Origin of the sequence: Methyloversatilis sp. (assembly GCF_030696805.1) — a bacterium.
Classification (GTDB): Bacteria; Pseudomonadota; Gammaproteobacteria; order Burkholderiales; family Rhodocyclaceae; genus Methyloversatilis.
In genome coordinates this window covers 25,901-41,967 of record NZ_JAUYRO010000103.1, presented here as the reverse complement: position 1 = coordinate 41,967, position 16,067 = coordinate 25,901, and the positions used below count along the sequence as shown (strand labels likewise).

Here is a 16,067-nt window from a genome sequence, read left to right as displayed (position 1 = left end):
CGCTCAGCGCTGAGCCGCGTGAAGAGGCCTGAAGGGCTTGGGCGCGCCGCTGGCACCGAGCACCTTGCCCGCGACCTCGCGGCCGTACATCGAATCGTCGGTATTGTGGAATTCGTGCCGCGTGCCCTGCACGTCGCCGGTGTAGCGCGGGTCCTGCGGTCGTTCGTGGCTGTTCATGTACAGCGCCACGTCCCATGCCTGCTGATCGGTCAGCGAATCGGGCAGTCCGAGCGGCATATTCGCCTTCACGAAGGCGGCGGCGTTGCTGATGCGCCCCATGCCGGCACCCCAGTTGAACGAATCCGGGCCCCACAGTGCGGGGAATACTGCATATCCATCCTGCGTGCGTTGCCCGGCGCCGTCGTCGCCGTGGCACAGCGCGCAGCTTTCGGTGTAGACCGTCTCGCCGCGGGCGAAGTCGGCCGTCTGTGCCGGCGGGGCCAGCGCCGGGTAACCGCGGCCCGGGATTTTCGGGTCGAGCGGCGCACCGGACGCGAGCCAGTACGCATAACTTTCCAGTGCCACCAGCTCCGGCGCACCGAGCGGCGGCGCGCGCCCGTTCATGCTGTATTCGAAACAGCCCTGCAGCCGCTGCTGGAAGGTGGTGACGCTTTTCGTCTTGCTGCGGTAGGCGGGATAACTGACGAAGGCGGCCCACATCGGTGACGAGTCGGCCAGCCGCCCCGCGTCGAGGTGGCAACTGACGCAGCGCAGGCTGTTGCCGACATAAGCGGGCGCCGCGCGCGGCGTATCGATGAAGATATCGCGGCCGCGGCGGATCACATCGCCGAAATCGCCGGTCGGCATTGTGCTTTCCGGCGGCGGCTGGAACGCCACGTGCGCGCCTGCAGTGCCGTCGGGCGAAGCGAGTTCGGTGCGCGGCGGATCACCCACCAGGTCATTCGCTGCGTTCGGCGTCAGTGGCTTCGCATCGAATTGAGCGGCCTCCGGCGCCGCCATCTTCTGTTCGCGATCCTGTGTGACCTGACCGTCGAACACGCCTGCTGCATAAAGGGCGACAGCGATCGCGATCAACGCCAGCGCGCCGCCGCCCAGGAGACGTTGGCGTGCAGTGCTCACCGACTGCCCCTGGCAGGCAGTTCGGCGTAGTAATCAGCAATGGCGCGCACCTCGTCGTCGGACAGCTTCCTTGCAACGACGGTCATCAGGCCCATCGGGCCGGGCGGTCGCGTACCGGCTTTCCATGCGGTCAGCTGTCCGGCGAGATAGGCCGCACTCTGACCCGCGAGAAGCGGGAAGTCCGGACCCACACCGCGCCCGCCCGGGCCGTGACAGTTCTCGCACGCGGGCAGCGTGTCGGCCCAGCGGCCGCGGGTAGCCAGGGTCGCGCCGACCGCCGCCGCTTCAGGACCGGAGGTGGATGCCGTTTTCGGGGTCGTCGGTCCGGGCGGTTCAGGCAGCGCGGCGTAGTACGCCGACACCGCGGCACGGTCGGTGTCGGACAGGGCCTGGGCGATCGGCATCATCACGGCGTTGACGCGCGTACCATCGGCGAAGGCATCCAGCTGGCGTTGCATGTAGGCCGCACCCAGACCCGCGAGGCGTGGAAAGCCCGCCTGCGCGATGCCCTCGCCGGCAGGGCCATGACAGGTCTGGCAGGCCGGGGCAGCCCCCGCGCCGGTAGTGGCGATCGCCGCGCCGTCGGCGTGGCAGCTGACGCTCAACGTCAGGCCAAAGGCCAATCCAAGTGCCTGCCATCCTCGAACGCCGAGCCGGTTTTCCCGGGCTACTGTCGGGTTCTCGGTGAGCGGCCTCGAGTGGTGCGAGCGAGCGGTTTTCATGAATGTCATCTCTGTGTGGTGTTGGCGCGTCCGTTGCGCCGCAAGGTTGCGCCGCCGCCGGGTCAGTTGCCCGATCCAGCTGGAAGCTGCGCGTGTCGATGCGGTTGCGAATGTGGAACGGCCTCACGCCTGGCAAGCGGTCGCAGCAGGAGCTGCATCACCTCTCCCTGTTGCCATGCGTCGGCTCCGGGCGAAATGGCGGGTGCCGGTATGCTTTGACGGTCCTGGCGCTTTTCCGCCGAACTGATTCGCATGCGCTTGTCCCGTTCCGCGACCATCGCTTCATCGATCTGTCGATCGGCCGTGAAGCCCATCATGAGCAAGGGATGACCAAGGGGCAGCGTCAGTTCCTGGTCCGTATGCCACGTGTGCCAGGTCCTTCCGTAGGTGCTGATCAGCTTTTCCATGAATTCGTACTCGGCCGTCTGCTGGATGCCGGGGGCAACGAGGTGGCCACTCTTCACCTCATGGACATGGCTGTGCCAGAGCTTCTTTTCCTCCGGGAGAAGTGCATCGAAAAGCTTCTTGCTGATGATGGTCTCCATGCCCATCAGTTTGGCGTCCGTGCCATTGCCATCAAAGATGACGCACTGATTGATGTCCTCATTCACCACCGAGCAGAAGTGGTGCGCTTCCATCTGCGCCTGCATGTCGCCGTTGTAGAAGTGAAATCCATCCATATAGAGATTCATTGCTTCGAGAGGCTCTTTGCCCTGCAGGAGCGAAGTTCCGGTTTCCAGAACCTGGGTCTTCAGCCTCGTTTCATCGCCAGGAGCGGTGACGTTCGATGGCGTGTTGTTGTCTCCGCATGCGGCCGACAGCGCACTCAGAGTCAGCGTGGCCAGTACGGTCAGCCACATCTGCACACCTGTGCCAGCTGTTTTGCCTACTTCACCGTCGGTCGTTGCGCTCTGCTGCACGCCATGTCGCCTGAACGGTTGCCAGAACGGAGACGACATTTTCCCGGCGCCACAAACCCTCGCCCGGTCATGCGGCAAGTAGCGGTGTTCGTCATGATTTTTCACTTTGAAAGGGCTCCCCGCAGAAGCGATGAAGTGCTCGTTCTTCCGATGCGAACGTAACTTCCTCCGATCGGACTTGACGCGTCTGTACGACATCGCGCTTAGGGAGTTCGATGACCTTCATCTGCCAACGAGCACACCGGTGCGGGGCCACCTAATGTGCGGCGCCGGACGGACGGGTGCCTTGCGGTTTCAGATGATCTGCAGCGCGCTGCCTGTCCTGCCCGCGTCCGGCGAGACGACGAGGAAACAGGGCGAAAAATACGCAACCGGTGCGCAGCGACGTGCGCAGCGCACTGACCGCGACCAGCTACCCATTTCGGAGGGCGTGCATGTTCTTTCAGCGTTTGAAAACCCCTGGGCTCGGACACAACGCCTACCTGCTGGGGTGCGGAGACGGGCTCGCCGTCGTCATCGACCCGCGCCGCGACGTGGACGACTATCTGCGGCTGGCCCGGGAAAACGACCTCTCCATTGCTTACGTTTTGGAAACGCATCGGCAGGAGGACTTCGAGTTCGGTTCGCGCACCCTGGCGCAGATGACCGGTGCACGAATTGTCGGCGGCCGCCATGCGTTGTTCGGTGAGACGGACGTGAAGCTCGCGGACGAGGAGGAACTCAAGGTGGGCACCACCCGGTTCATCGCGCTTGCGACACCCGGCCACACGCCGGAAAGCATGTCCTACGCGGTTTACGTCAAGGACGGCGGCGACAGATGCTGGGGTGTGTTCACCGGCGATGCGCTTTTTGTCGGTGACACCGGGCGCACCGATCTGCCCGATCCCGGGAGAACCGCCGACAACGCCGGCATCCTGTACGACGCCATCCACCGCAAGATCGAGCCGCTCGGTGAGCACGTGCTGCTGTTTCCGGCGCACGGCGCCGGTTCCGCGTGCGGCGGCAACATTTCGGAGCGCGACGACTCGACGCTGGGGATCGAAAAAGCGACGAACCCGGTGTTCCTCAAAAGCCGCCACGACTTCGTTGCGCACAAGCTGGCGGAAAAGATGGCACGCCCACCTTACTTTGTGCACATGGAAGACGTGAACCGGCTTCCGGGAAGGCCGCTCAAGTCGCCGTCCACCTTCCGGGTGCTGCAGCCGGTGGAGTTCCAGCAGCGGATGCACGAGGGCGTGGTCATCGATACCCGGTCACCGGAAGCCTTTTCAGCGGCACACATTCCCGGTGCCTACAACATCTGGCTCGACGGTTTGCCGGCGTTCGGCGGCTGGGTGGCCAACGAGAACACCCGTATCTTTCTGGTTGCGGACGGACTTGAGGCGATGGAACGCGCGGTGATGTCGCTCGCGCGCATCGGCATCGACTCGGTGGAGGGCGTGCTGGCCAAGGGGATCGAAGGCTGGCGCGACCAGGGTCTGCCCATCGAGTCCATCGCGACGACCAGTGCCGCTGAAACGGCCATCTGGATGCAGCTCGGTCGCGTTCAAGTCCTCGACGTGCGGGATGAGTACGAATGGAACGAGAAACATATTCCGGGCGCCATGCACCGCTATGTCGGGCATCTGGAGAGCGACCTTCCGCTGCTCCCCAGGGACAGCGAAATCGTCGTGCATTGCAACGTGGGGCACCGCTCGGGCGTGGCAGCGAGCATCCTCAAGCGCAATGGATTCACGCGCGTCCACAACATGCTCGGTGGCCTCAGCGCGTGGGAAAAGCTGGGTCTTCCGCTTGACGGGCCGGGCCAATCGAGAAAGGCAGACTGATCATGCAATCCGCATCGGGTGCATGGTCGCCCTACCTCGTCGGCACGTTGATCGGCCTGCTGTCGATGGCGACCTTCTACTTTTCCAACAAGCCGCTGAGTGTGTCGACCGCGTACGCCCGGCTGGCGGGCATGGTCGGTAATCTGTTTTCCAGGCGCCATACCGGGAACCTGAAGTCCTATCAGGACACCCCGCCGAAGATCGAATGGGGTGTGATGCTGGTGGTCGGGATGCCACTGGGCGCCTGGCTCGCTGCAGTCACCGGCGGCGAGATCACCGGTGTATGGGTGCCCGCCTTGTGGGAGCAGCATTTCGGTCCCGACGTCGCGCCCCGGCTCGGGGTGGCGCTGGTGGGCGGCATGATCCTCGGGTACGGGGCGCGGCTCGCGGGTGGCTGCACCAGCGGGCATGGCATCAGCGGCGCACTTCAGCTGTCGGTGGGTTCGTGGATTGCGCTGCCGTGCTTCTTCGTCGGCGCCGTCGCGACGGCCTATCTGCTGTATCGCTTCTGAGCGTCGAATGACGACTCCCGAGAACGTCCCGCCAGTGCTCATCATCCCGCTGCGCGCCGGGGAACAGCAAGACATGGAGGCGCCCGGCAAGCCGGATTCGGCGCGCCAGCTCGTGCTCGCGCTGGTATTCGGCATCGCTTTCGGCTTTCTGCTGCAGAAGGGCGGCGTGGCCAGATACGAGGTGCTGATGGGGCAGTTCTTCCTGACCGATTTCACCGTCATCAAGGTGATGCTGACGGCGATCATCGTCGGCATGCTGGGTATCTTTTCGCTGCGCGCGCTGGGTCTGGTCGAATTGCACGTGAAGCCCACGCACTACGCCGCAAACATTGTGGGCGGCCTGCTGTTCGGTGTCGGTCTCGGTCTGCTCGGTTACTGTCCGGGCACCGGCGTCGCCGCGTTGGGCCAGGGCAACTGCGACGCGATCGCCGGCATCATCGGCCTGATGGCCGGTAGCTATCTTTATGCCGAAACGTCGGGCTACGTCGCTTCGACGATCCAGAAAATCGGCAGCCGCGGGGAAATCACGCTACCCGAGTTGCTGGGGATACGGCTTTCGATATTCCTTGCTGCATTCGTGCCGGCACTCGTCCTGGCACTTTTCGCCCTGGCCCGGTTGGCGCCCTGAAGCGTCCGTTTCACCGCTTCGGCTGTCGTCCAAAAGGCGCTGGATCGAATTCGGGTCGAAGAACGCGCGGGTCACACTGCAACCACGCTGCCGCGCCGGTTGCCACCGAGGGCTTCTTCCGCCGATCCGCGTTCGTAGTGCCGTTGAAACCCACTGCCTTGTTGTGAAACCGGCTCCGATCCGGGATTGCGAACCCTGGAGCACCTCCATTCCGGTTGGCAAATGGGCGAATTGCAGTTGCTTTGGTCGGCAGATGTACGGACACCCAGACAACTGTTGACCTGACTGGCCTAGAGCCGCTATCGGCGCCTACCTGTGTTCGGTACCGCACAGTCATAAGTTCAGCTTATAGGGATATTTTAAAAGCGAAATCCGACGATTAATCGAGTCCTGCAAGATGCCACTCTGGGGGATCAGGAATTGTTTGCACTTAACTACGCGCACCGGAATCAACTGCTGGCATCCCTGCCCTACGAGGAGTTGCGGCTTCTACAGCCGCAGCTCGAACTGGTTGACCTGCCGTTGGGCAAAGTCATTCATGAGTCCGGCGTGCCACCGGAGTTCGCCTATTTTCCGACCAGCGCCATCGTGTCGCTGGTCTACACAACGGAAGGCGGCGCGTCGTCGGAAATCGCGATGGTGGGGCCTGAAGGTGCGGTGGGTATCTGCATATTCATGGGCGGTACGTCCATGCCCATCCGCGCCGAGGTGTGCAGCGCGGGCATGGGCTACCGGCTTCGCGCACATGCCGTCAAAGCGGCGTTTGAACGCTCCGATCGTGTCAAATACCTGATGCTTTGCTATACGCAAGCTCTCCTTACGCAGATCAGCCACACGGCAGTGTGCAATCGCCACCACTCGGTCGATCAGTTGTTCTGCCGCTGGCTTCTGCAAAGTCTGGACCGCCAGCACGGCAACGAGCTATTGATGACCCAGGAATTGATTGCCAACATGCTGGGCGTGCGCCGCGAGGGGGTGACCGAAGCGGCGCTCAGACTGCAGGCTGCCGGCATCATTCGCTACGCGCGCGGGCATATCTGGGTACTGGACCGTGCCGGTCTTGAGGCTCGCGCATGCGATTGTTATCGCGTGGTGAAGCGCGAATACGATCGTCTGCTGCCGGCCGTCAAAGCAGCCTGATCGTTTCGCGGTTCTTGTTCGCTGGCAGACGGCAGTAGCACATCGTGTGCATCAGAGTCATGCGGTCGCTGCCGGGCATCTTGTGCGACCCGCCGACGGCACAGGCCCGCCGGCCAGTGAAGGCAGCGGAAGCCGGGGTGCTTGTGCCAAAGCCCTTACGGTCTTGTGCGGTCAGGCCTTGCGCGATCAGCGTGGCCCGAAGATTGTGGCGAGGTCGGATTCCGGTGCGCCCTGACGCATCTGCACGCTCCCCTTCGCGTCCTTCCAGACCACCGCCGGGGTCGCTCCCAGGCCATAGGCCGCCATCAGCGCAGCGTTTGCATCAAGTTTGACGGCAAGCGCGGCCGGCACCACTGCCAGCGGTTTGAGGCTTTCATCGCCGAGCGGCTTCGGCCGCCCACTGGCCAACGTCTTGGCGGTTGATGCGACGTGCCCACGTTCGTACGCATCAAGCGCGGCGACCGGATTCCTGTCGCCGAGCAACGCGGCCGCCTTGGCGGCGCTGGTCGGGGTCAGGATGCCGACCATGATGTGCCGCAGCTGCACCTTGCCGGCATCGACCCACGGCCGGGCGTCGGCCCACAGCTTGTTGCAATAGGGGCAGTTGGGGTCGGTGAAGACGTAGACGGTGCGCGGCGCGTCTGCACGGCCATCGGCGATCCAGTGACTCTTCTCCAGTTGTTCCCAGACCGCGTCGGTCATCGGTTTGGCGAGCACCTTCTCCAGCCGCGCCGTGGTCAGGTTCGTGCCGGTGGCATCGAACAGTGTTCCGGCGATCACGTGCTTGCCGTCGGGCGTCACATACAAGGCGACCGGCTCGGTGCCCGCGTGGGCGGCGTAGGCAGTCAGTCCGCCCGGGCTCGGGAAGGTGCCGACGATGGTCAGGCCCTTCTTCTCGAGGGCCTGCAGCGCAGCGGGAAGCGCTGGCGCCGCAATAGCGAACGATGCGGCCGCCGATGCGAAGGCGATGATCAGTGCGCCCGTAGTCGAGCGCACGATGGCTGACGAACGGAGGCGTGGGCAGGAAGCGCTGTTGGCAGGGTTCATGGTGTCGTGGCTGGTTGGTTGGGGGGTGAGGCGGCGCGCAGGCTCGCCAGGCGTTGCGCAAGCGTGGCTTGGGACAACTCGCCGATGCGGGTGTCTGCAAGCACTCCTTGTGCGTTGAAGAACAGCGTGGTCGGCAACGCCCGGTGACCCAGCGCCGCGCCGGTGCGACGCTGCGGATCGACCAGCACGTTGCGCAGCGCCAGACTCTGGTGCTCGAGGAACGCGGTAATGGTGTGTGACGCTTCCCCCTGGTTCACGAAGACGATGTTCACGTCCGGATTGGCAGCCTGTGCTTCCTGCATCACCGGCATTTCGCGCTGACAGGGCGGGCACCAGGTTGCCCAGAGGTTGACCACCGTCGGCTTGCCGGAAAAGCCAGCCAGCGATACGGGGCGGCCCTCCAGCGAATTCAGTGTCAGGGGCGGCAGAGGCATCGACGACCAGGCCATCAGCAGGCTTGCGACGCCGCCGAGCAGCAGCACCGCGCCGGTCGCGGATCCCGCGGCGAGCACGGGCGTGCGCAGTCGGGCGTCGCGATGTGCGCGTTGCAGGCCGAACAGCAAGGCCACCACAACGCCGGCGGCCGGTTCCCAGCCGCCGTCGCGAATGTCCAGAATGCTCAGCGGTGCGCTGAAATACTGCTCGCGCCACTGCCAGACGAAGGCGAGGCGCGACGCGAGCAGGCCGACGAGCAGCATGCGCGTCAGTGTTGGCTCGGCTTCGGTGCCCGCGGTCCGCGCCACCCGCCGGCCGACGAACCCGCCAAAAGCAATGGCGACCAGGGTCAGCAGCACCGAAAATGGCAGCGACAAAGGGCCGATCTGCAAGGCCTGATTCATGACGGATTCTCCATGGCGAGCGCCGCTGGCTCAGGCTGCCGCTGCAGAAACTGGTCTCGTGTGAACTCACCGACCAGGCGTGCATCGCGCCGCTCGCGTCCGGCAGCATCGAACAGCATCACGGTCGGTGGACCGATCACCTGGTGGGCGTGCATCAGTGCCCGATGGCGCGCGTCGTTGGCAGTCACGTCGACACGCAGCATCAGCACGCCAGCCAGCGCGCGCTGCACGCGGCTATCGCCGAAAACTTCCTTTTCAATTGCCTTGCACGAGACGCACCAGTCGGCGTAGAAGTCGACGATGGCGGGTTGCCCCACGGCCCTCGCGGCCGCCAGCCTCGCCTGCAGTTCCGGTTCGCTGGCAACCGACACGAATTGCGGGCTCGCATCAAGCTGTGTTCTGCCCGTGGCCAAGGCTGTGGCGAAGGTGAGCGGACGAAGGGGATCCATCGCGCCGCCTGCCGCGCCGAGCACCATCGCGCTGCCCCAGAGCCCGATCACGAGCGCCAGCGTGCGGGCGGCGAGCCGCAGCGGCGACCCCTGGGCGGAGAAGGGTGCTGCGCGGCGCGAAGCCGCGTGAAGCAGTGTCACCGCCACCGAAAGAAGCCACGCACCCCACATCAGCAATGCGACCGGCGCAGGCACGACGCGTTCGAACATCCATACCGCAGTGCCGAGCAGCACGAAGCCGAGCGCGCCCTTCACACGATCCATCCACGGACCCGGCTTGGGCAGGAAGCGCGAGCCCAGCGTGCCGGCGATCACCAGCGGTAGGCCCATGCCCATGCCCAGTGCCGCGAGCAGCAGCGCGCCCTGGGCGACGTTTCCGCTCTGGGCGATGTAGAGCAGCGCACCGGCCAGCGGCGCCGTCATGCAAGGGCCGACCAGCAGTGCCGACAACACGCCCATGGCCGCTGCACCCGGCAGCGATCCGCCGCGCAGGCTCCGGCTTGTGCCGTCTAGCCTGTCGCGTAGCCCGGCCGGCAATTGCAGGGTGAACACACCGAACATGCCGAGCGCGAGCACGACGTAGACGCTGCCCAGCGCGGACATCGTCCAGGAGGTCTGCAGCATCGCCTGCAGATTTGCGCCCGCGAGCGCTGCTGCCACGCCCAGCGTCGAGTAGGTCAGCGCCATCGGCAGCACGAACGCCATCGACAGCGCGAACGCGCGCCGCGGCGGCGCCCGGCTGCCGACGACGATGCCGGACACGATGGGCAGCATCGGCAGTACGCAAGGCGTGAACGCGAGTGCGATGCCGAGCAGGAAGAACAGCGGCACGGTCCAGCCGAGCGAGCGCTGATCGAGCCACTGCAGCACTTCGGAATCGCTGCCGGCAAGACTGTTCCACAGGCCGGCAGATTCCGGTTGCAGCGGCTGAACCGTGGTGTCGGAAAGAGCGGTGCGGGCGGTGTCCGGCGCGACGCCGGTGACCTGAACCGTCTGCGTCTGCGGCGGATAGCACAGCCCGGCGTCAGCACAGCCCTGCCAGGTCACATCGAGTGCTGCGGCGCCACCGTGCGACACCCGCATCGTGACCGCGTCGTGATAGACCTCCATCACTCCGAAGTTGGGGTCGTCCTTGCGGATGCCGGGCGGGAGCTTGCGTTCCAGTTGGCTACCGGATGGAGATGCGGTCACCGCCATGCGGTCCCGGTACAAGTAATAGCCCGGCGCAATGGACCAGGTCAGTTGCACCTCGCCGGCGCCGGCTGGCGCGACCGCCAGGCGAAAGGCCTGCTCGGGCTGCAGGAACTCTTCGGCGGCGTGCGACGGCGCGGCGATGCCGCACAGCAGTACCAGTGCGGTGAGGGCAGCGCGCAAGCTGCTTCGAAGGCGATCGGAAAGTACGGGCATGGGCAGGTATCGAAGTGTGACGAGGCGTCACTGGAGGGCGATCCTTGAGCGCGGCGATTAAGGTGGCGTTAACGTCGGAGCAGGACTTCCTGGCGCCTCGCTGCTCGTGTTTCGCGCGCCCAGCCAGCACAATGAGGGCATGAAACCAATGGGTTCTTGGATTGCACGCTCCGCACGGGTGCTGCCGCTCGCCTGCCGCGATCGACAACGTGCGGCGCACCGGTTCGCCTTGCGGCCGCATCGGGCACGCGCTCGAAAGGCCGCTGCCGTGGCGCCTGCCACGTTCGAGGGTCAGCCATGCACGTCCTGCTGATCGAAGACGACCGCCTCGTCGCGAGCGGCATCGTGGCCGGATTGCGCCTGCTCGGCGTGATCGTGGATCACGTCGACACGGCCGCGAAGGCGCGTGCGGCGCTCGGTACGTCGCACTTTGATGTCTGTGTGCTCGATCTGGGTCTGCCCGACGAAGACGGCATGGCGATGCTGGCGCGCTGGCGCGCCCAGGGCCAGGCCATCCCGGTCCTCGTGCTGACCGCACGCGACGCGCTCGAACATCGTGTCGCCGGGCTGCGGGCCGGCGCAGACGATTACCTGCTCAAGCCCTTCGAACTCGACGAACTGGTGGCCCGGCTGCATGCGCTGGTGCGCCGCGCCAGCGGTCGCAGCAGTGACCTCATCGAGCACGGCAGCCTTGCTTTCAGTGCGTCCAGCGGTGAGGTGCGCCTGCAGGGTGCGCCGGTCGAGCTGTCGCGGCGCGAGTTGGCGCTGTTGCGCGCGCTGCTGCAGAACCCCGGTCGCATTCTGAGCCTGGAGCAACTCCAGTCCAGCCTGTATGGCTTCGAGACCGATGTGGAAAGTAATGCCGTGAATGTGCACATCCACCATCTGCGTCGCAAGCTCGGCCCCGCGATCGTCGAGACAGTGCGCGGCGTCGGCTACCGCCTTGGCGCTGCCGGTGCCGCATTCGAGGAGAAGCGATGACGCTGCGCCTGCGTCTGGTCGCCATCATCGGTTTTTCGCTGACGCTGCTATGGAGCGTCGTCGCGCTGTGGATGTTCATGGATGTGCGCGAGCAGCTGAGAAGCGCTCTGGACGAGCGACTGGCCGCCTCGGCGCGCATGGTGGCAGGTCTGGTCGCGCGCCTTCCGGCGGAGCACCTGCAGGTCAGCGGCCCGGCCGCATTGCCGCTCGATGTGATCGCGCGTGACGGACTCGCGTGCGAGGTGAGCCTGGTTCGCGGCGAGGTTGCGATCCAGCCGATCGCTCGTACCTCGACCAGCCCCGGGTTGGGGGCTGCCGTCCTGGGCTACAGCACCCCGGTCTATGGCGGAAGATCCTGGCGCACTTACGTGTTGCAGGTCGGTGAGGTACGCATTGCCACCGCCGACCGAGTGGATGCGCGCGAAGCCCTGCTGCGCGAGATTGCGCTTTCCGCGGCGGTGCCGTTTGCCATTGCGATGGCGGGCAGCCTGATGCTGCTGTGGATCGGTGTCGGGCGTGGCCTCGCGCCCATTGAGCGGGTGCGCACCGCGCTGCTGCACCGGCGTGCAGATGCCGACGCGCCGTTACCCGCCATCGACGCACCACCCGAATTGCAGCCGCTGATCGACACCATCGCACACTTGCTGGTGCGCGTGCAGGATGCCCTCGAACGCGAGCGGCGCTTCACCGACGACGCCGCACACGAACTGCGAACGCCGCTGACTGCCATCAAGACACATCTGCAGGTGTTGCGTCTGGCGTGCGGCGAATCCGGGTTGCACGGTGCAGCCGGCGAGGCGCTGGAGTATGCGCAGCAGGGCGTGACGCGGCTGCACCGCGCACTCGAACAACTGTTGTTGCTGGCGCGCCTCGAAGGTGCCGCGACGCCCGAGCCCTCGCCACGGGTCGATGCGTTGCATGCCGCTCGACAAGCGATCGACGATGCGTCAGCCGGCATGCCGCGCGTCGAGTTGCGAGCGGCTGCATCGGCAGCAATGCTCGCGGTACCCGAAGCGTTGCTGGTGTCGGCGTTGCGGAATCTGCTCGACAACGCCTTGCGCCATTCGCCCACCCCCGGCTCGGTGGTGCTGCGCATCGAACCGCAGGCAGCTCAAGTGTGCTTCTGCGTACTCGACGAAGGCCCGGGCATGACGGCTGAGGAAAGCGAGCAGGCGACGCAGCGCTTCTGGAGTCGCAACGGCGGCAGTGTCGACGGCGATGCCGGAAGTGGCCTGGGACTTTCGATCGTCGATGCTGTGGCGAGGCGCTACGGCGGCACCTTGCACCTGGCTCCGCGCCGGGGCAGGGGAATGGAAGCGCAACTGTGCTTTCCGACGGCGCTGAGCCAGGACGACGGATCCTGAAGCACTCGCGACCCAGCGCGCTGCCGTGCCGTCCGGCACGCATCGATTGAAGGCAGCGCACGACGCAGTGCAGCAGGCCATGGCCGCGCCCAGGCAGGAGCGCGCCGTTTTCCATTGCGAGACGGAACTGTGGCGCGCGCGATGTGGAAGATCCGGTGTCGATCGGGCGTACGCCCGGTGGTGTCCGCCGCGGCTGAAATCCGTTGCGGGCCCGCGATGCCTTGCGGGCCGAGCGCATTCGGGCAGCACGCGTCCGTCTTTGCGGCAGCAACATCATTCAAGATTCTTACGCAGCAGCGTGCGAGTACCGTGCAGTCGACCAGCGAATCCCGATCAGTTCGCCCACTATCAGGTTTACCTCACAAGCCCATCGAGCGCGTAAAGTGTTAAAAAACGTGAATTTCTGACAGGCGCTACGCTTCAGGGGGCCACATGGTCGAACCATCTCACCCGCGACAGAACAATCTGCTGGCGTGTTTGCCGGATGCCGATTGGCGACGCTGGGAAGCCGAACTCGAGTTTGTCGACCTGCCGCTCGGCAAGGTGCTCTACCAGTCTGGCGCGCAGCAGAATTTCGTGTACTTCCCCACCACCGCGATCGTCTCGCTGCTTTACATGCTGAACGACGGATCGTCGGCTGAGATCGCGGTGGTCGGCCTCGAAGGCCTGGTCGGCGTTTCCGTCTTCATGGGCGGTGGCTCCACCCCGAGCCACGCCGTGGTGCAAAGCGCAGGCGCGGGTTACCGGCTTCGGGCGAAAGCTTTCATGGACGAGTTCGAGATGTCCATCGCGGTATCACACCTGATGCTGCGCTACACGCAAGCGCTGATCACGCAGATGAGCCAGACCGCTGTGTGCAATCGCCACCATACGCTGGACAAGCAATTCGGCCGCTGGCTGTTGCTCAGCCTGGATCGCCTGCCGGGCAATGAAGTGGTGATGACGCAGGAACTGATTTCCAACATGCTGGGCGTGCGCCGCGAAGGTGTCACCGAAGCGGCGCTCAAACTGCAGTCTGCCGGCATCATTCACTACGTACGTGGCCACATCTGGGTGCTGGACCGCCCGGCTCTCGAGCATCGCGCCTGCGAGTGCTATTACGTGGTGAAGCGCGAATACGATCGCCTGTTGCCCGCCATCGAAGCGTCCTGATCTTTTTCGTTGTTTTTGTTCGCTGGCAGACGGTCGCAACTCGCCGTGTGGATCAAAGTGCGGCTGACGCTGTCGCGCACCGGGGAGCTCCCCGTCGGTTGATCGCATGACGGACCCCGATGGCCACTTCGCTCGCTACCTGTGGGCCGGCGCTCGCGAATGCATGCTCACGCGATCCGCTGCGGCTTGCGTCATGCGAACACCGGTGACGCACCCGGTAGTCGCTGCGAACATGGATCACTCCATGACCCACAACACGATTCCGGCGTTTGACACGACTGCAGAAGGACATTGATGGCCAAGCCCTGGCTGAAGAAGAACCCGATCATGAGCTTGTGGCTGAGCACTGCGAACCGTGTCGCCGGCACCTTGCGTGGTCAGGCGACGGCACAGGCCCGGCGACAGGTGAATGCGGCGGCGGCCAGGTTGCTTGCGCCGCCTGCGCTGAAGGCCAAACCCAGGCGCAAGCGCTGACGCGCCGGTCCACTGCGAGCCGATGCGTCACATGCCCCGCTGGATTCCCGCAGCCATTGTCGTGGCGAGCCTGAGCGGGATCGCCGGCTTGCTGATCGCAAATTTCGTGGGCGGTGAAACGAAGATCGAGCGCCGCATCGAGCGTCTTTACACGCTCGATGACCCCCGGTTCATGCAGGAGCTCGGTGTGCTCCTCGGGCCGCCCTTCGTGCAGGGAACGAAGGTGCGCGCGCTGCTGAATGGCGACGAGATATTTCCGCCGATGCTGGCGGCGATCCGTGGCGCCCGGGTATCCATCACTTTCGAGACTTATATCTACTGGTCGGGCGACATCGGCCGCGCGTTTGCCGACGCACTGGCCGAGCGTGCGCGCCGGGGTGTGAAGGTTCATGTGCTGCTCGACTGGGTCGGCAGCGCGAAGATGGACGACAGCCTGATAACCATGATGGAGCAGGCCGGCGTGCAGGTAAGGCGGTTTCATCCACCGCACTGGTCGCATCTCGGACGCCTGAACAACCGCACCCACCGCAAGCTGCTGGTCATCGACGGGGCCGTCGGCTATACCGGCGGCGTGGGCATCGCGCCGCAATGGACCGGCCGCGCGCAGGACCCCGAGCACTGGCGCGACACGCATTTCGAGGTGGAAGGTCCGGTGGTGGCGCAGATGCAGTCGGTCTTCATCGACAATTGGATCAAGGTCACCGGCGACGTCCTGCACGGGCCGGACTACTTCCCGGCGCTGGCGCCGGCGGGCCCGGCGTCGGCGCAGATGTTCAGCAGTTCCCCGAGCGGGGGCAGCGAAAGCATGCAGTTGATGTATCTGCTGGCCATTACTGCGGCATCGCGGTCGATCGATCTGTCAGCCGCGTACTTCGTGCCGGATGCGCTGACGCTGCAAGCCCTTACCGAGGCGTTGAAGCGTGGTGTCAGGCTGCGCATCGTGGTGCCCGGCGAGCACATCGACAGCGACACCGTGCGCAGCGCGTCGCGCGCCACCTGGGGGCCGCTGCTCAGAGCCGGCGCCACCATCGCCGAGTACGCACCGACGATGTACCACTGCAAGCTGATGATCGTCGATGGTCTGCTCACCTCGGTCGGTTCGACCAATTTCGACAACCGGTCGTTTCGCCTCAACGATGAAGCCACGCTCAACATCGTGGATCGCCCATTCGCCAATGCCCAGACCGCTGCGTTCGAAGCCGATCTCGCGCTGGCCCGCCCTGTGACCTATGCACAGTGGGAGGCCAGACCTGTGCGCGAGAGGGTGGGCGAGTGGCTGGCGTCGGTCATCGGCACCCAGCTCTGACCATGTGGGCAGTCGCACAGACGCTGTCGAGCGGCGGGCCAAACATGACTCACCCAGTCCCGGACATCCCGGGCGGATCGTCGGGGGAACACCATGAAGATGCCGCTCATGAAGGACGCACGTTCGACGACATCGAGCCCGAAATGTCACGGTAGCGGGCTTGCGGTGCGGAGTCATCCACGCTGTGCGGGGACAACGCCTGACGTACGGCGCGTGGAAT

At 65.1% G+C, this 16,067-nt stretch carries 15 protein-coding genes; 9 read left to right on the top strand and 6 right to left on the bottom strand.

Annotated features, from left to right (window positions below; all coding sequences use genetic code 11):
* Positions 1-3 precede the first annotated feature (3 nt).
* The 3 genes from Q8R75_RS17205 to Q8R75_RS17195 form a co-directional block, all read right to left on the bottom strand.
* Positions 4-1,080, bottom strand: a complete 1,077-nt coding sequence (locus tag Q8R75_RS17205; RefSeq protein ID WP_305611632.1) for a c-type cytochrome — start codon at positions 1,078-1,080, stop codon at positions 4-6.
* On the bottom strand, positions 1,077-1,802 hold the full coding sequence (locus Q8R75_RS17200) for a c-type cytochrome (RefSeq protein ID WP_305611630.1): 726 nt from the start codon (positions 1,800-1,802) through the stop codon (positions 1,077-1,079). Before Q8R75_RS17200 ends, Q8R75_RS17205 begins: the two co-directional genes overlap by 4 nt.
* A gap of 62 nt (positions 1,803-1,864) precedes the next feature.
* The gene (locus Q8R75_RS17195) at positions 1,865-2,827 is read right to left on the bottom strand and encodes an OBAP family protein (protein ID WP_305611629.1); all 963 of its coding nucleotides are present in this window, start codon (positions 2,825-2,827) and stop codon (positions 1,865-1,867) included.
* Positions 2,828-3,156: 329 nt separating this feature from the next.
* Between Q8R75_RS17195 and Q8R75_RS17190 the strand changes: the two genes are divergently transcribed.
* From Q8R75_RS17190 to Q8R75_RS17175, 4 genes are all read left to right on the top strand, one after another.
* Entirely contained in the window at positions 3,157-4,548 is a 1,392-nt protein-coding gene (locus Q8R75_RS17190) for a rhodanese-like domain-containing protein (protein ID WP_305611628.1), read from the top strand.
* Positions 4,549-4,550: 2 nt separating this feature from the next.
* Positions 4,551-5,060 (top strand): YeeE/YedE thiosulfate transporter family protein, encoded by a 510-nt coding sequence (locus Q8R75_RS17185; protein WP_305611626.1) that lies wholly within the window; start codon positions 4,551-4,553, stop codon positions 5,058-5,060.
* A 7-nt stretch (positions 5,061-5,067) separates the two neighbouring features.
* On the top strand, positions 5,068-5,688 hold the full coding sequence (locus tag Q8R75_RS17180) for a YeeE/YedE thiosulfate transporter family protein (protein WP_305611625.1): 621 nt from the start codon (positions 5,068-5,070) through the stop codon (positions 5,686-5,688).
* A 420-nt stretch (positions 5,689-6,108) separates the two neighbouring features.
* Positions 6,109-6,828 carry a Crp/Fnr family transcriptional regulator gene (locus Q8R75_RS17175; RefSeq protein WP_305611624.1) on the top strand — a complete coding sequence of 240 codons (720 nt, stop codon included), beginning with the start codon at positions 6,109-6,111 and terminating at the stop codon, positions 6,826-6,828.
* A 186-nt stretch (positions 6,829-7,014) separates the two neighbouring features.
* Here Q8R75_RS17175 and dsbG read toward each other — a convergent pair whose 3' ends face one another.
* Genes dsbG through dsbD form a run of 3 tightly spaced genes read right to left on the bottom strand, consistent with a single transcriptional unit; the run spans position 7,015 to position 10,570 of the window.
* Positions 7,015-7,875, bottom strand: a complete 861-nt coding sequence (dsbG, locus tag Q8R75_RS17170) for a thiol:disulfide interchange protein DsbG (RefSeq protein ID WP_305611623.1) — start codon at positions 7,873-7,875, stop codon at positions 7,015-7,017.
* On the bottom strand, positions 7,872-8,669 hold the full coding sequence (locus Q8R75_RS17165; protein WP_305611622.1) for a TlpA disulfide reductase family protein: 798 nt from the start codon (positions 8,667-8,669) through the stop codon (positions 7,872-7,874). The genes dsbG and Q8R75_RS17165 overlap by 4 nt, the downstream gene beginning before the upstream one ends.
* Before the next feature lie 41 nt (positions 8,670-8,710).
* The gene (gene dsbD / locus Q8R75_RS17160) at positions 8,711-10,570 is read right to left on the bottom strand and encodes a protein-disulfide reductase DsbD (RefSeq protein WP_305611621.1); all 1,860 of its coding nucleotides are present in this window, start codon (positions 10,568-10,570) and stop codon (positions 8,711-8,713) included.
* A gap of 297 nt (positions 10,571-10,867) precedes the next feature.
* Here dsbD and Q8R75_RS17155 point away from each other — a divergent pair, with 297 nt between their 5' ends.
* From Q8R75_RS17155 to Q8R75_RS17135, 5 genes are all read left to right on the top strand, one after another.
* Entirely contained in the window at positions 10,868-11,551 is a 684-nt protein-coding gene (locus Q8R75_RS17155) for a response regulator (RefSeq protein WP_305611620.1), read from the top strand.
* The gene (locus Q8R75_RS17150) at positions 11,548-12,915 is read left to right on the top strand and encodes an ATP-binding protein (protein ID WP_305611618.1); all 1,368 of its coding nucleotides are present in this window, start codon (positions 11,548-11,550) and stop codon (positions 12,913-12,915) included. The genes Q8R75_RS17155 and Q8R75_RS17150 overlap by 4 nt, the downstream gene beginning before the upstream one ends.
* Positions 12,916-13,347: 432 nt before the next feature.
* Positions 13,348-14,067, top strand: a complete 720-nt coding sequence (locus Q8R75_RS17145; protein WP_305626593.1) for a Crp/Fnr family transcriptional regulator — start codon at positions 13,348-13,350, stop codon at positions 14,065-14,067.
* Between the two features lie 294 nt (positions 14,068-14,361).
* Entirely contained in the window at positions 14,362-14,541 is a 180-nt protein-coding gene (locus tag Q8R75_RS17140) for a hypothetical protein (RefSeq protein WP_305615291.1), read from the top strand.
* Positions 14,542-14,572: 31 nt separating this feature from the next.
* Positions 14,573-15,847, top strand: coding sequence for a phospholipase D-like domain-containing protein (locus tag Q8R75_RS17135; RefSeq protein ID WP_305615289.1), 1,275 nt, complete (start codon positions 14,573-14,575; stop codon positions 15,845-15,847).
* Positions 15,848-16,067 lie beyond the last annotated feature (220 nt).

Excerpts from the sequence above, each read along its gene's own strand:
- Q8R75_RS17200 (WP_305611630.1), bottom strand. The coding sequence starts at position 1,802 with ATGAAAACCGCTCGCTCGCACCACTCGAGGCCGCTCACCGAGAACCCG.
- Q8R75_RS17190 (WP_305611628.1), top strand. The coding sequence starts at position 3,157 with ATGTTCTTTCAGCGTTTGAAAACCCCTGGGCTCGGACACAACGCCTAC.
- Q8R75_RS17185 (WP_305611626.1), top strand. The coding sequence starts at position 4,551 with ATGCAATCCGCATCGGGTGCATGGTCGCCCTACCTCGTCGGCACGTTG.
- Q8R75_RS17180 (WP_305611625.1), top strand. The coding sequence starts at position 5,068 with ATGACGACTCCCGAGAACGTCCCGCCAGTGCTCATCATCCCGCTGCGC.
- dsbG (WP_305611623.1), bottom strand. The coding sequence starts at position 7,875 with ATGAACCCTGCCAACAGCGCTTCCTGCCCACGCCTCCGTTCGTCAGCC.
- dsbD (WP_305611621.1), bottom strand. The coding sequence starts at position 10,570 with ATGCCCGTACTTTCCGATCGCCTTCGAAGCAGCTTGCGCGCTGCCCTC.
- Q8R75_RS17155 (WP_305611620.1), top strand. The coding sequence starts at position 10,868 with ATGCACGTCCTGCTGATCGAAGACGACCGCCTCGTCGCGAGCGGCATC.
- Q8R75_RS17150 (WP_305611618.1), top strand. The coding sequence starts at position 11,548 with ATGACGCTGCGCCTGCGTCTGGTCGCCATCATCGGTTTTTCGCTGACG.
- Q8R75_RS17145 (WP_305626593.1), top strand. The coding sequence starts at position 13,348 with ATGGTCGAACCATCTCACCCGCGACAGAACAATCTGCTGGCGTGTTTG.
- Q8R75_RS17140 (WP_305615291.1), top strand. The coding sequence starts at position 14,362 with ATGGCCAAGCCCTGGCTGAAGAAGAACCCGATCATGAGCTTGTGGCTG.
- Q8R75_RS17135 (WP_305615289.1), top strand. The coding sequence starts at position 14,573 with ATGCCCCGCTGGATTCCCGCAGCCATTGTCGTGGCGAGCCTGAGCGGG.